Source organism: Streptomyces aureus (assembly GCF_000725495.1).
Classification (GTDB): domain Bacteria; phylum Actinomycetota; class Actinomycetes; order Streptomycetales; family Streptomycetaceae; genus Streptomyces; species Streptomyces aureus_B.
Genome location: NZ_JNZD01000015.1, coordinates 97,737 through 111,830 on the forward strand (window position 1 = coordinate 97,737; position 14,094 = coordinate 111,830).

13 protein-coding genes are annotated in these 14,094 nt (G+C 70.0%); 5 read left to right on the top strand and 8 right to left on the bottom strand.

The features are described from left to right. Positions 1-4 precede the first annotated feature (4 nt). Entirely contained in the window at positions 5-1,444 is a 1,440-nt protein-coding gene (locus tag IO36_RS21525; protein ID WP_037622141.1) for an MFS transporter, read from the bottom strand. Beyond that, entirely contained in the window at positions 1,441-1,899 is a 459-nt protein-coding gene (locus tag IO36_RS21530; protein ID WP_245173392.1) for a MarR family winged helix-turn-helix transcriptional regulator, read from the bottom strand. Before IO36_RS21530 ends, IO36_RS21525 begins: the two co-directional genes overlap by 4 nt. A gap of 288 nt (positions 1,900-2,187) precedes the next feature. Here IO36_RS21530 and IO36_RS21535 point away from each other — a divergent pair, with 288 nt between their 5' ends. The 4 genes from IO36_RS21535 to IO36_RS21550 all read left to right on the top strand — a co-directional run bounded on the left by IO36_RS21535 (position 2,188) and on the right by IO36_RS21550 (position 6,497). Further along, complete coding sequence (locus tag IO36_RS21535; protein WP_245173393.1) at positions 2,188-3,459, top strand: ABC transporter substrate-binding protein; 1,272 nt, start codon at positions 2,188-2,190, stop codon at positions 3,457-3,459. After that, the gene (locus IO36_RS21540; RefSeq protein ID WP_037622142.1) at positions 3,456-4,394 is read left to right on the top strand and encodes a carbohydrate ABC transporter permease; all 939 of its coding nucleotides are present in this window, start codon (positions 3,456-3,458) and stop codon (positions 4,392-4,394) included. Before IO36_RS21535 ends, IO36_RS21540 begins: the two co-directional genes overlap by 4 nt. Then, complete coding sequence (locus IO36_RS21545) at positions 4,394-5,224, top strand: carbohydrate ABC transporter permease (protein WP_037622143.1); 831 nt, start codon at positions 4,394-4,396, stop codon at positions 5,222-5,224. The genes IO36_RS21540 and IO36_RS21545 overlap by 1 nt, the downstream gene beginning before the upstream one ends. A 67-nt stretch (positions 5,225-5,291) precedes the next feature. Beyond that, a complete protein-coding gene (locus IO36_RS21550) occupies positions 5,292-6,497 on the top strand; it encodes an ABC transporter ATP-binding protein (RefSeq protein WP_037622144.1) in 1,206 nt (401 codons plus the stop codon). Positions 6,498-6,590: 93 nt separating this feature from the next. Here the strand turns inward: IO36_RS21550 and IO36_RS21555 are convergent, their stop codons facing one another. Beyond that, positions 6,591-7,049 carry an SRPBCC family protein gene (locus IO36_RS21555; protein ID WP_107065772.1) on the bottom strand — a complete coding sequence of 153 codons (459 nt, stop codon included), beginning with the start codon at positions 7,047-7,049 and terminating at the stop codon, positions 6,591-6,593. Between the two features lie 451 nt (positions 7,050-7,500). On the opposite strand from IO36_RS21555, the gene IO36_RS21560 reads away from it, so the two are divergent. Then, complete coding sequence (locus tag IO36_RS21560) at positions 7,501-7,848, top strand: VOC family protein (protein ID WP_037622145.1); 348 nt, start codon at positions 7,501-7,503, stop codon at positions 7,846-7,848. Positions 7,849-7,992: 144 nt separating this feature from the next. Here the strand turns inward: IO36_RS21560 and IO36_RS21565 are convergent, their stop codons facing one another. From IO36_RS21565 to IO36_RS21585, 5 genes are all read right to left on the bottom strand, one after another. Then, the gene (locus IO36_RS21565; RefSeq protein ID WP_037622146.1) at positions 7,993-9,447 is read right to left on the bottom strand and encodes an RNB domain-containing ribonuclease; all 1,455 of its coding nucleotides are present in this window, start codon (positions 9,445-9,447) and stop codon (positions 7,993-7,995) included. 242 nt (positions 9,448-9,689) lie between these two features. Further along, the gene (locus IO36_RS21570; protein WP_037622147.1) at positions 9,690-10,637 is read right to left on the bottom strand and encodes a non-homologous end joining protein Ku; all 948 of its coding nucleotides are present in this window, start codon (positions 10,635-10,637) and stop codon (positions 9,690-9,692) included. Positions 10,638-11,129: 492 nt separating this feature from the next. Beyond that, entirely contained in the window at positions 11,130-11,981 is an 852-nt protein-coding gene (locus IO36_RS21575) for an aldo/keto reductase (RefSeq protein WP_037622148.1), read from the bottom strand. Positions 11,982-12,020: 39 nt separating this feature from the next. Next, positions 12,021-13,049 (bottom strand): zinc-binding dehydrogenase, encoded by a 1,029-nt coding sequence (locus tag IO36_RS21580; protein ID WP_209441241.1) that lies wholly within the window; start codon positions 13,047-13,049, stop codon positions 12,021-12,023. Positions 13,050-13,097: 48 nt separating this feature from the next. After that, the gene (locus tag IO36_RS21585; RefSeq protein ID WP_037622150.1) at positions 13,098-14,075 is read right to left on the bottom strand and encodes an aldo/keto reductase; all 978 of its coding nucleotides are present in this window, start codon (positions 14,073-14,075) and stop codon (positions 13,098-13,100) included. Positions 14,076-14,094: the final 19 nt, after the last annotated feature.

The following is a 14,094-nucleotide window of genomic DNA, read 5'->3' on the forward strand; positions in this document are numbered from 1 at the left end:
CGACTTACGGGGTGGTCTCGGACGGGCGTCGGCGGGCGAGCGCGAGGCTGGTCAGCGTCGTGACCGCCATGGCGCCGATACCGACCAGGGCCGCGGTGGTGTAGGCGCTGTCGTCGGGGAAGAGGCGGCCGGGACCGGTGCCCGCGGCGAGGATCAGGCCGCCGACGGCGCTGCCCAGGGAGTACCCGACGCTGCGGACGACGTAGTTGAAGCTCATGGCGCTCGACGTCTCGCTCTTGGGGGTGACGGCCAGGATGACGCCGGGCATCGCGGCCGAGAAGCCGCCGACGCCGAAGCCGAGCACGCCCATCGCCGCGAACAGTTCGGCCAGGTTCGACCGGGCTGCCGCGAACAGGGCGAACCCGCCGCCGACCACGACGGCGCTGCCGGCCAGGAGCAGGGGGTCGGCGATCCGCGTCCGGATTCGTGGCGTGAGCTTGCCGGCGACGAACCCCAGCACCGAGAACGGTACGAGGACCAGTCCGGCGACGAAGGTCGTCAGCCCGAAGCCGTAGCCGTAGCCGGCGCCGTGGGGCGTCTGCGCGTACCGGGTGACGAGCGTGAGCAGGAGGTACATGCCGATCCCGCCGACGAACATCGCGAGGTTCGCCCCGGCGACCGCCGGGTGCCGCACCGCCCGCACATCGACCAGGGGTGTCGTGCTGCGCAGCTCGACGACGGCCCAGGCGCAGAGCAGCGCCACCGCGGCGACGGCGAGGCCTGTCGCCACGGCGAGGTGCCGGCTCCACAGATCCCGTTCGCCGGCGAGGAACAGCACCAGGAGCAGGGCGGCGGCCAGGACAACCGCGCCTGTCACGTCCACGTGGGCGGAGCGGCCTTCGGGGGCTTCGGGTATGGAGCGCCACGCGGTCAGGAGGGCGGCGGCGGTGACGACCAGGCCGAGGCCGTAGGCGGCCCGTACCCCGCCGAGCTCGGCGAGCAGTGCGGCCAGGGGGTAGCCGACGCCTGCCCCGATGATCGAGACCACCGAGATCAGGGCGATCACGGCCGCGCCGCGCTCCTCGGGGAGGTGGTCCCGGGCCACGCCCATCATCAGCGCCGTCAGCCCGAGCCCGACGCCTTGGGCCGCCCTGCCGGCCAGCAGCCATGGGAACGGCAGCGGCAGCACGGTGAGCGCGCTGCCGGCGACGACGACCGACAGCGTGGCGAGGATCGCGGCCCGCCGGTGCGGGCCGGCTCCGAGCCGGCCCAGGACCGGCGTGGCGACGGCTCCGCTGAGCAGCGCGACGGTCAGCGTCCACTGCGCGCCGGCGAGCGAGACGTGGAACGAGGTCGCCACGCTGGTGATGAGCGGCGTCCCGAGACTGGCGACCGCCGCCACGACAAGAGCGATGAACACCAGGGAGGGGACCAGCAGCCGCGCCTCGGAACGCGCCACCGGGAGCCCCTTCAGTGCGGCCCCGTCGACCGACTGCCCGGTCACCGCTTCGGCCCTTCGCGGTCCTGGCTCTCGAGCTCCGCAAGGTGCTTCAGCGCCGGAAGGGCCGCCATCAGCGCCTCGATCTCGTCGCCGCTGAGCTCGCCGATCAACCGCTCGTACGCGTGGACACCCGCCTGGTGCCGCGTCCGTACATAGGAGGCGCCGGCCTCGGTCAGGCACACCAGCGTGACCCGCCTGTCGGACGGGTCGCCCCGCCGCTCGACCAGGCCGGACTCCTCCATCACCCGGACCAGGGCGGTCATCGCGGGCTGGGTGACGCCCTCGACCGCGGCCAGATCGGTGATGCGCCGCGGACCGGTCCGGTCCAGGGTGGCCAGGGTGGCGGCGGACGTCAGGCTCATGTCCCGGGGCAGACGCCTCGCGGCCCTGGTGGCCAGGCCGTAGAGGGCGGCCCCGATGGCGGCGGTTGCGCCGGGAGCGGCGTCTGGACGACTCATGCTCGAAGCATAGCCCTTTTATATTCATCTTTTATGTAAATGGTGGACTGGAGTGGGCGGCCTCGACCGCCGGGATCCGGCTGCGTCGACAGACGGGAGTCGGCGACGTCGCGGTGCGCCGCCGCAATCGGCTTCCAGTGGGCCAACGCGGAGGCACGTACCGCCGATCGGATGACCGGTCGGTGCGGCACGGTCGGGGGGTGGCGGGTGCGGGCCTAGCCTGTCGCGCGTCCGGGCTCCCGCTGCGAGTTGTCCGGACCCTCGAACCGATCCGGAAAGGGCGTGACGGTGGCGCATTCGCCCGGGACCCGAAGCCTCCTGCGGGTTCTGCTGGCCCTGTGCCTGTCAGCGGCCCCCCTGCTGGGATGCCAGAGCACGAGCGGCGGGCCGGTCACGCTCAACTGGTACAACTTCCCCGACGACTCGGGAGCGCTGGCCGGCGCGGCCTCCAGCTGCACCAAGCAGTCCGGCGGCCGCTACCGGATCAGCTACAACAAACTGCCCCGCACCGCCGACGGGCAGCGCCAGCAACTGGTGCGCAGACTGGCCGCCAAGGACGCCACGGTCGACATCATCGGCCTCGACGTCACCTGGCCCGCCGAGTTCGCCGAGGCCAAGTGGATCCTGCCGTGGACCGGGGCCGACCGCGCCGCGGCCGTACGGGACACCCTGGAGGTGCCGCTGCGGACGGCCACCTGGAAGGGCCGCCTGTACGCCGTCCCGTACAACACGAACACCCAACTGCTCTGGTACCGCAAGGACCTGGTGCCCACACCGCCCAGCACCTGGGCCGAGATGCTCCTGATGGCCGGCCGTCTCGCGAAGCAGGGCAAGCCCCACTACGTGGAGATCCAGGGCGCGCAGTACGAGGGGCTCACCGTCTGGTTCAACACCCTGGTGGAGAGCGCCGGCGGTTCCATCCTGAACGCGACCGCCACGGCCCCCCGCCTGGGCCCGCCCGCCGTGCGCGCGGCCACCGTCATGAAGACGCTGGCCACCTCGGCCGCCGCCGACCCGTCCCTGTCCAACCAGATGGAGGACCAGAACCGGCTGGCCATGGAGTCCGGCAGCGCGGCCTTCGAGATCAACTACCCGTTCGTGTATCCGTCGATGAAGGCCAACAACCCCAAGCTGTTCAAGCAGTTCCGGTGGGCGCCCTACCCGGCCGTCGAACGCGGCCGGCCGGCCAGACCCACCATCGGCGGCATCGACCTGGCCGTCGGCGCCTACTCCCGACACCCCGCGGCCGCCTTCGAGGCGGCGCTGTGCCTGCGCAACCGCCAGAACCAGCTGTCCGCGGCGCTCAAGGGCGGACTCCCGCCGACCCTCCGCCCGCTCTACTCGGACCCGTCCCTGGTCAAGAACTACCCGTTCGCCTCCACCGTTCTGGCGGCCCTGGAGAGCGCCAGCATCCGGCCCAAGACCCCCGCCTACCAGAACGTGTCCATCGCGATCTCGCACACCCTGTCGCCGCCGAACGGGATCGACCCCAGACCGGACGTGCAGAAGATCAGTGGCCAGATCGAGGACGCCCTCGCCTCGAAGGGGCTGATCCCGTGACGCAGCCGGCTCCCACCGCCCCGGCGCGGGCACCCGCGCCCAAGGACCGCCGCGCCCTGTCCGAAGGAGCCCGGCAGGAACGCCGGCTTGGCTGGCTGCTGTGCGCGCCCGCCGTGATCGTCATGCTCGCCGTCACCGCGTACCCCATCGTCTACGCGGTCTACCTCTCGCTCCAGCGCTACGACCTGCGCTTCCCGCAACAGGCGCACTTCGTCGGCTTCAGCAACTACGGCGCCGTCCTGTCCTCCGAGTTCTGGTGGCAGGCCCTGTGGGTGACCGTGCTGATCACCGCGATCTCCGTGACCGTGGAACTCGTCCTCGGATTCGCCCTGGCCCTGGTCATGCACCGGGCCATCTTCGGCCGCGGCACAGTTCGTACGGCCATCCTGATCCCGTACGGCATCGTCACCGTCGTCGCCGCCTACTCCTGGCAGTACGCCTGGACCCCCGACACCGGCTACCTGGCCGCCCTGCTGCCCTCCGGCTCCGCGCCGCTGACCGAACACTGGCCCGCCATCGGCCTGATCATCCTGGCCGAGGTGTGGAAGACCACCCCGTTCATGGCGCTGCTGCTGCTCGCCGGCCTCGCCCTGGTACCGGAGGAGACGCTGCGTGCGGCCCAGGTGGACGGCGCCGGAGCCTGGCAGCGGTTCTTCCTGGTGACCGTGCCGCTGATGAAGCCGGCCATCCTGGTCGCCCTGCTCTTCCGGACCCTGGACGCCTTCCGGATCTTCGACAACATCTACATCCTCACCTCCGGCGCCCACAACACCGGTTCGGTGTCCATCCTCGGCTACGACAACCTCTTCACCGCCCTCAACCTCGGCATCGGCTCGGCCATCTCCGTCCTGATCTTCCTGTGCGTGGCCCTGATCGCCTTCGCCTTCGTCAAACTCTTCGGGGCGGCAGCCCCCGGTGCCCAGGAGGGACGCTGATGTCCGCCACCGGACGACGCAGGTCCCAGTGGGCCGTGATCAACATCCTCGTGATCGCCTACGCGCTCTTCCCCGTCTGGTGGATCATCGCGCTGTCCTTCAAGGACCCGAGCACCCTCACCGACGGCAACTTCATCCCGACCGAGTGGACCTGGGAGAACTACCGCGGCATCTTCCAGACCTCCGAGTTCACCCGCGCGCTGATCAACTCCATCGGCATCGCGCTGATCTCCACCGTGATCGCGGTCGTGCTCGGCACGATGGCGGCCTACGCCGTCGCCCGGCTCCGGTTCCCCGGCAAGAGCCTGCTGATCGGCATGTCGCTGCTGATCGCCATGTTCCCGCCGATCTCGCTGGTCTCGCCGCTGTTCAACATCGAGCGGATCATCGGCATCTTCGACACCTGGACCGGCCTGATCATCCCGTACATGACCTTCTCCCTGCCGCTGGCCATCTACACCCTGTCGGCCTTCTTCCGGGAGATCCCCTGGGACCTGGAGAAGGCCGCCAAGGTCGACGGCGCCACCCCCGCGCAGGCGTTCCGGCTGGTGATCGCCCCGCTCGCGGCACCCGGCGTGTTCACCACGGCGATCCTCGTCTTCATCTTCTGCTGGAACGACTTCCTCTTCGCGATCTCGCTGACGTCCACCTCGGCGGCCCGGACCGTCCCGGCGGCCATCGCCTTCTTCACCGGCAGCAGCCAGTTCGCCCAGCCCACCGGCTCGATCGCCGCCGCCGCCGTGGTGATCACCATCCCCATCATCGTCTTCGTGCTGCTCTTCCAGCGGCGCATCGTGGCCGGGCTCACCTCCGGAGCCGTCAAGGGCTGACCGGCACCAGCCGTCAGTCAAGGACCGACCGGCACCAGCCGTCCGCCGGCGACAAGAAGGACCGACCGTGGCAGAGATCGTTCTCGAAGGCATCACCAAGCGCTACCCAGACGGTGCGGTGGCGGTTAAGGACGTCAACCTCCGTGTCGAGGACGGCGAGTTCGTCATCCTCGTGGGACCCTCCGGCTGCGGCAAGTCCACCACCCTCAACATGATCGCCGGGCTGGAGGACATCACCGAGGGCACGCTCCTGATCGACGGTCAGATCGTCAACGACAGGACCCCCAGGGACCGCGACATCGCCATGGTCTTCCAGAGCTACGCCCTCTACCCGCACATGAGCGTGCGCGACAACATGGGATTCGCGCTGCGGCTGGCCAAGGTCGACAAGGCGACCATCCGCGAGAAGGTCGAAGAGGCCGCCCGTATCCTGGATCTGACGGACCATCTGGAACGCAAGCCCGCCAACCTCTCCGGCGGCCAGCGCCAGCGCGTGGCCATGGGGCGCGCCATCGTCCGCAACCCCAAGGCGTTCCTGATGGACGAACCCCTCTCCAACCTGGACGCCAAACTCCGCGTCCAGATGCGCACCCAGATCTCCCGCCTCCAGCAACGCCTCGGCAGCACCACGGTCTACGTCACCCACGACCAGACCGAGGCCATGACCCTCGGCGACCGCGTGGTGGTCATGCGCGGCGGAGTCGTCCAGCAGATCGGCACCCCTCAGCACCTCTACGACCAGCCCGAGAACCTCTTCGTCGCCGGCTTCATCGGCTCACCCGCGATGAACTTCCTGCACGCCTCCGTCCAGGACGACCGCCTGCACACCTCCGTCGGCGACTTCGACCTCGGCGACCGGCTGCGCCGCGCCCTGGAACGGCACGACGCCCCCCGCGACCTCATCGTCGGACTGCGCCCCGAAGCCTTCGAGGACGCCGCCCTCGTGGACCCGGCCAGAGCGGGATCCGGTACGGCCTTCAACGTGGACATCGACGTGGTCGAATCCCTGGGGTCCGACGTCTACGCCTACTTCACCGAGGACGAGTGGCAGCCCACCGCCACCTCCGAACTCGCCGAGCTGGCCGCCGACTCGGGCACCACCGACACCGGCGCGGGCGGACACCAGATCGTCACCCGCCTCGCCGCCGCGACCCGGGTCCGCGAGGGCAGCCGCGCCCAACTCTGGGTGGACACAACGAAGATGCACATCTTCGACCCGGCTACCGGCGCCAACCTGACACTCGCCGAGGAGCCCGGGCCTCGGGAGGGGTGAGTGGTCCCGTCGCGATGAGGAGGGGGCCCTTCCGCCGGAGGCCACCGACCGCCGGTCGGGACGCCGCCGCCCCGGACGCCGCCGCCCGGGACGTCAAGGTGCCGCGAGCGCTTCCGCCGTGTGCTCGCGCACCGCGATGCGGGCCAGCTTCGTCAGCATCATGCCGTTGCGGACCGCGACGATGTAGTCCACGGGGAGTCCGTGCATCCGGGTGCCGGGACCTCGCAGCGGGTGCCAGTCGAGGGTGAGGAGGGTGTGCTCGCCCCAGGGGAGCAGCTTCATCGCGATGCGGGCCGCACCGAAGGGATCCGCCTTCGCCTCCAGCTCCAGACGACGCCGCGGTTCGCACACACGGACCACGCAGATGTCGTCGAGGGTCAGCGGACCAGCACCGACACGGACCTTCAACCGGGCGCCCACCTCCGGCCAGTGCGGGTCGGCGGCGAGGACCTCCCGGGTGCCGGTCACCCACTCCCCGTACCGGTGGCCGTCGGACAGCAGACGCCAGACCTCGGACGGCGAACTCAGGATCAGACGGCGGTTCCGGGCCACGATCACGCTCCTGGACGACGGACGGCACAAGGACGCTTCCCGCCGGACGCCCCTCGCGACGAGGAGTTCGGCGGCGGCAGCGGGCACGCGGCGCCCGGCATGAGACCACGCCCCCTCCTCGGCCGACGGGTACGCACGACCGACCGCGGGGACATCCCGCCGCGGTCGCACACGTTCGGCTTCCAGCCTCGGGCCGGACGCCCGCCCCGCACAGTCCGGCGGGTCCGGACGGGTGAGCGGATTACCCGGGACGGTGCCGTCGGAGTCCTCAAGCGCCCCGGAAGGGGTGACCGCGGAGCCCTGCCCTGCGCGGGCCCCGCTCGGCGGGCACCACCGACGAGGTGACGCGGACGATCGGGCGTGCTGGGAAAGCGTGTGCGGCGAGGGGTGCTCCGTAGTACTCCTGGAGTGGTTCGAAGACCTGTCTGTCCGTTCTCACCTGGAGGCGTCGATGTCCGTTCGCCGTGTCGTGCCCAACATCCAGTCCGACACCGCGGGGGAGAACAAGGACTTCTACGGTCTGCTGGGGTTCGAGGAGGTCATGAACCACGGCTGGATCATGACCCTGGCCTCTCCGTCCGCTCCGGCGGCGCAGATCAGCTTCATGACCGACGACGCGACGGCGCCGGTCGCGCCCGACTTGAGCGTCGAGGTGGACGACGTCGACGCGGCCTACGCGATCATGCGCGACAGCGGAGCGGAGATCGTGCACCCGCTGCAGGACGAGGAATGGGGGGTGCGCCGTTTCTTCGTCCGCGACCCGAACGGCAGGGTGGTCAACGTACTGGGCCACAGCTAGCGCTCCGGCCGCGAAGGCCCACCGGGTCGCCGGTGCGCCGAACGGCCGGGCCTGGCGAGGAAATCCGGTAGCGGAGTCCGGGGCATGCCTGAGTCGGTGCGGTTTTCCGCAGTACCCATTGTGCTGTCCACCGATGCCCCTCTCCTAGGGCACGGTGAAGAGGACCTTGTCCTCGTCCGCGGCGGGGTCCGCCTGCTTGAGTCTGGCCCTGACGCTGGATCCGAGCTGGAGATCCAGGCCGTTGGTCGAGACGACCTTGGCCAGCACGGCTGGGTCGGCCAGGAACACTTTGCCCTCGCGCGGCCTGCCCCGCTCCGCGTCGGTGTCGATGACCGCGGCGTCGAACACCTCGCCCACGCGGTTCTTGAGCACCGCGGCCTCGGCCAGGTCCACGGTCTGCCGGTTCGCCAGGCCGCCCTTCCCCCGTGCCGTGTCGCACGGGAGGCAGGAAAGGGCGTCGAGCACCCAGTTCGGCGGGGCCTTGTCCGCGCACGCCATCACGCACAACTCACCGGTGTACCGGTCGACCAGGCGCCGCAGCGGAGCCGTGCAATGGGTGTACGAGGCCGCGATCGCTGCGTGCATCGTGTAAGCCGGCGTCTGGTTGTCGCGGAAGACGGTGTACTCCGCCTTGAGCATCGTGCTCGTGGCCTCGGTGAGGAAGGCCATGTGCTGCTGGTTCCGGGGATCGAGCCTGCGGACCAGCGTGGCGTACGAGATGCCGGGCCGCCAGACGATGCCCAGGGCCTTCGCGATGTCGTGCAGGCGCTTGATCACGTTCTGATCGGCCTGCTCCTTCTGGGTCCGCAGGATTCCGGTGCCCGTGTCCAGCATGATCTGGGCCGCGGACATCCCGGTCATGAGGGAGATCTGCTCGTTCCAGCCCTCGACCGGCAGCGCCGCCACGTAGCGCAGCCGGAACGATCCGTCCTCGAGGGTGACCTCCTGGTTCGGCAGATTCACGGAGATGCCGCCGCGCGCGACTTCGACGGCCTCCCGCAGCTCGCCGATCTCGCGCAGCAGGGCGAGGGAATCCTCCGCCGTGCCGTTCTCGATGGCCTGCTGGGCGCCGGCGTAGTCGAGCTGGGCCCGACTTCGGATCGTGGCCCGGCTCACGGAGGAGTCGGTCAGATTGCCGTGGGCGTCGAGGTCGTGCTGCCACAACAGGGCGGGGCGGTCCTTGTTCGGCAGCAGGCTGGCCGCGCCCTCGGAGAGGACGGGCGGGTGCAGGGGCACCTTGAGGTCGGGGAAGTACAGCGTCTCGATCCTGTCGTGCGCCTCGATGTCCAGAGGGCTGCCCGCCCTGACGAAGGACGCCACGTCCGCGATGGCGTAGTACACGCGGTAGCCGCCACCGGACCGTCGTTCCAGGTGCATGGCCTGGTCGAGGTCCTTCGAGGTCGGCAGATCGATCGTGAAGAACGGCAGGTGGGTGGCGTCCTTGTCCGGCAAGCGCGCCTCACCCGCGGCCTTGTCGGCCGCTTTGAGTACGCGCTTGGGGAAGCTCAGCGGGACCTTCAGTTCCGCGCGGAGTTCCTCCAGCGCGGTGCGCAGAGCGTCCTGGGCCTCGGCAGACATGTGCATCGGGCGGGGTCGCATGCCCCGAGCGTAGGGCGGCGATCACGAACCGGCGCGACGAGCGGGGCCGGGCGGCGGAGGGGACCAGGGCGCCGACGGCCACACGGGAAGGGGACCACGCCGGAGGGCGCGCGACGACGCCTACGGCGCCTTGCCGCGTTGGCGAAGCGCTTGAATACGCCCGGCATGAGGACGCCCCTCCGCCATTCGATGCACCGCATCTGACGCCCCGCGCTGATCCACCGGGGATTATGGGACAGCCCTCAGGCGCTGCGCCGGGGCTTGCGGGCCGTTGTCTTCTTGGCTGCTGCCTTCTTCGCTGGCTGCTTCTTCGCTGTTGCCGTCTTCGCGGGCGTCGTCTTCTTCGCCGCGGCCTTCTTGGCCGTGGTCTTCTTCTTGGGCATCTCGTGGACGGTGGCGTCGTCGCCGCGGGACTTGCGGGCCTTGTCCACGGATTCCTTGAGCGCCGCCATGAGGTCGACGATCTGCCCCGGGGCCTCCTCGGGCTCCTCGGCGGCGGGTGGCTCGCGGTGCTCTCGTTTCGCGTCGATGAGCTGTTCCACCGCCTCGGTGTAGCGGTCGGTGAACTCCTCGCCCTCCAGGTCGTCGCGGGTCAGCCGGTCGATGAGCTGTTCGGCCTGGGTGATCTCGGCGTCGGTGAGTTCGATGTCGTCCGGTCTCAGCTCGGCGGGGTCACGGATCTCGTCGGACCAGCGCATCGCGTGCAGGACGATGACGTTGTCGCGGACCCGGAGCAGGCCGAGGCGCTCGCGGCCGCTCCAGGCGTACTTCGCCACGGCCACCTTGGCGGACCGTTCCAGGGCCCGGCGCAGCAGGGTGTAGGGCTTGGCCGCGACCTTGCCGTCGGGCTGGAGGTAGTAGCCGTCGCCGATCTGGATCGGGTCGATGGAGTCCAGCGGCACGAACGCCTCGATCTCGATGGCCTTCGCGGTGGGCAGCGGGATCTCCCGCAGCTCCTCGTCGAGCACCGGGATGATCGTGTCCTTGCCCCACTGGTAGCCCTTGCCGATCTCGGACTGGGCGACCTCGCGGTTCTCCAACTCGCAGATCTTGCGGCTGCGGACCCGGCCCATGTCCTGCAGGTGCACCTGGTGGAAGCGGATGGAGTGGTCCTCCCGGGCGCTGACGACATGGATGGGCACGGTGACCAGGCCGAACGAGATGGCGCCGGACCAGACGGTACGGGGCATGGAAGACCTCCGCGACGAGTCCCGAGGCCTTCAGCCTAGAAGCAGCCGTGGCGGCGGGCGCGGCGAGTTTTGGCTGGTGAACGGCTTCAGGGCGCCCGGCTGAGGCGGGACGGAGTGGAGTCCACGCGGAGGCGGGACCGCGGCCCCGGGATCAGGGGCGGCTGCCGGTGAAGTGGACCGAGGGACCCCAGCCGTTTTGGGCCCGGCCCAGGTACCCGTGGCACAGCGGCTTCTCTTGGGCTGAATGCGTGGCGCAAGTGCTACAGGAAGGGTTTGTGCAGCTCGACGCCGCGGGAAGTCACGGCAGCGAGTGCAACATCTGCGGCGTCATCGCTGGATCGGGCGATTCGGCGCAGCAGCTTGTCGATGGCCGGCTCCCGGGCAGGGGTCGGTCGGCGATGACGTTCTTCATGACGCGGGCGGAGATCAGGCTGCCGGGGCGGGTGCCTTGGACTTGGCGACAGGGCACCCGCGGCCGACGAGAGGACCCACTCAGCTGTCCAGCCGGCGCCCTGCGAGCCAGGTGACCATCTCGGGGTCGTGGTGGTCGAAGAACAGGGAGCTGCCGGTGTCGAGGGTGGCGATCTGGGCCATCTGCTCGTCGGTGAGCTCGAAGTCGAAGACGTCGAAGTTCTCGGCCATGCGCTCGGCGCGCACAGACTTGGGGATGGCGACGACGCCGCGCTGGGTGAGCCAGCGCAGCACGACCTGGGCGACGGACTTGCCGTACTCCTTGCCGATCTCGGCGAGCAGGGGGTTGGTGAACAGGTCGTTCTTGCCCTCGGCGAAGCCGCCCCAGGACTGGATCTGCACCCCGTGCTCGCGCATGAGGTCCTGGTAGTCGGCGCGCTGGAAGAAGGGGTGGGTCTCGATCTGGTTGACCTGCGGGGTGATCTCGTTGTTGAGGATCAGGTCGATCAGCCGGTCGGGATAGAAGTTGGCGACGCCGATCGCCTTCGTCGCGCCTTCGCGGTTGAGGGCCTCCATGGCGCGCCACTGGCCGTAGACGTCGCCGAAGGGCTGGTGCATCAGGTACAGGTCGAGGTGGTCCAGGCCCAGCTTGGCGAGCGACGTCTCGAACGCGCGGCGGGTGTTGTCCTGGGCGGGGGCGTCCTGGACCCACAGCTTGGTGGTGACGAACAGCTCCTCGCGCGCGATACCGCTGGAGGCGATGGCGCGGCCTACGGCTTCTTCGTTGCCGTAGGCGGCGGCGGTGTCCAGTAGGCGGTAGCCGGCGGCCAGGGCTTCGGAGACGGCGCGCTCGGTGTCCTCGGCGGGGATCTGGTAGACGCCGAAGCCGAGCAGCGGCATCTCGATGCCGTTGTTGAGGGTGACGGTCTGCATGAGCGGGATGTCCTTCGCTGTGCGGGTGGGGGCGGGTGGTCAGAGGCGGATGAGAGCCTTGAGTACCTGGCGGTCGGCCATGGCCCGGTAGGCGTCCGGTGCCTGCTCGAGGGAGAAGGTCTGGTCGAAGACACGGCCGGGGGCGATCGTCCCGTCCAGGACGTCGGGCAGCAGCTGCTCGATGTAGGCGCGGGCGGGGCCGGCGCCGCCGGTCAGGGTGATGTTGCGCATGAACTCGGCCGGGCCGATCGGTCCCTGCTCGTACTGGGGAACGCCCAGCCGGCTGATGGTGCCGCCGTCCAGGACCGCCCCGAGCGCGGTGTCGAGGGCCGGGCGGGTGCCGACGGCCTCGATGACCTTGTCCACACCGCCGGTCAGCTCGCGGATGCGGGCGATGCCCTCCTCGCCGCGCTCGGCGACCACGTCGGTGGCGCCGAACTCACGGCCCAGGCCGGTACGGGCCTCGTGGCGGCCGGCGAGCACGATCCGCTCGGCGCCGAGCCGCTTGGCGGCCACCACCGCGCACAGGCCGACCGCGCCGTCCCCGACCACCAGCACCGCATCGCCGCGGCCGACGCCGGCGGTGACAGCACCGTGGTGGCCAGTGGTCATCACGTCGGACAGCGCCAGCAGCGACGGCAGCAGCGCGGAGTCGACGGCCACCGGCAGCTTCACCAGGGTGCCCTCGGCGTAGGGGACACGGACGGCTTCACCCTGACCGCCGTCGACGCCGTCGAAGCCGTACCGGCCGCCGTTGCGGCACGAGATGTGCAGGCCCTTGGCGCAGTAGTCGCAGGTGTTGTCGCTGTAGGTGAACGGGGCTACGACCAGATCACCGGCCTTCAGGCCGGTCACGTCCGCGCCTGTCTCCTCGATGACGCCGAGGAACTCGTGGCCCATGGGACGGCCCGTCTCGGCGGCAGGCATCGACTGGTAAGGCCACAGGTTGCTGCCGCACACACAGGACGCGACGACGCGCACCACGGCGTCGGTTGGCTGGACGATCTTAGGGTCGGGCCGGCTTTCGACGCGGACGTCGCCGGCTCCGTACATCACTGCTGCACGCATAAGGGTGTACTCCAGACGGGGGTCGTGCTGCGGCCGGGACGACGGGTGTCAGCGTTCGAGCATGCGGGCCTGGGCCTCGGTGTGGGTGGCGCCGGCGGCGGGCGGCAGGCTGGAGAGCCGGTCGAGCTGTTCGGCGGTCAGCGTGACGGCGTCGGCTGCGGTGTTCTCTTCGACGCGGCTGACGCGCTTGGTGCCGGGGATGGGGGCGATGTCGTCGCCCTGTGCGAGCAGCCAGGCGAGCGCCACCTGACCGGGTGTGGCACCGGCCTCGTCGGCCAACGACTTGACCTCGTCGGCGAGTGCCAGGTTGCGCCGGAAGTTCTCGCCGGTGAAGCGGGGGTTGTCGCGGCGGAAGTCGTTCTCGTCGAACTGGTCGGTGGAGCGCACGGTGCCGGTCAGGAAGCCACGGCCCAGTGGGGAGAACGGCACCAGGCCGATGTTCAGCTCTCGCAGCACGGGCAGCACGCGCTCCTCAATGCCTCGGGTGAACAGGGAGTACTCGGACTGGACCGCGGTAACGGGCTGGACGGTGTGAGCCCGGCGGATGGTGTCCGGACCGGCCTCGGAGAGGCCGAAAGCGCGGACCTTGCCCTCGGCGATCAGTTCGCCCACGGCGCCGGCGGTCTCTTCGATCGGCGTCTTCGGATCGACGCGGTGCTGGTAGTACAGGTCGATGTGGTCGGTGCCCAGCCGCTTCAGGGAGCCCTCGACCGCGGTGCGGACGTTGGCCGGGCTGGAGTCCAGGTTCCACGCGCCTTCCCCGGCGTGCGAGACCAGGCCGAACTTGGTGGCCAGCACCACCTGGTCCCGGCGGCCCTTCAAGGCCCGGCCGAGGAGCTCCTCGTTGGTGTAGGGGCCGTAGATCTCGGCGGTGTCGATGAGCGTGACGCCCAGCTCCAGGGCTCGGTGCACGGTCCGGATCGACTCCGCGTCATCGGTGCCGGAGCCGGTGTAGCCGTGGGACATGCCCATCGCGCCCAGCCCGATCCGGGAAACCTCCAGGTCACGCAGCTTGATGTACCGCATCTCGCCCTCTTCCGCTCAT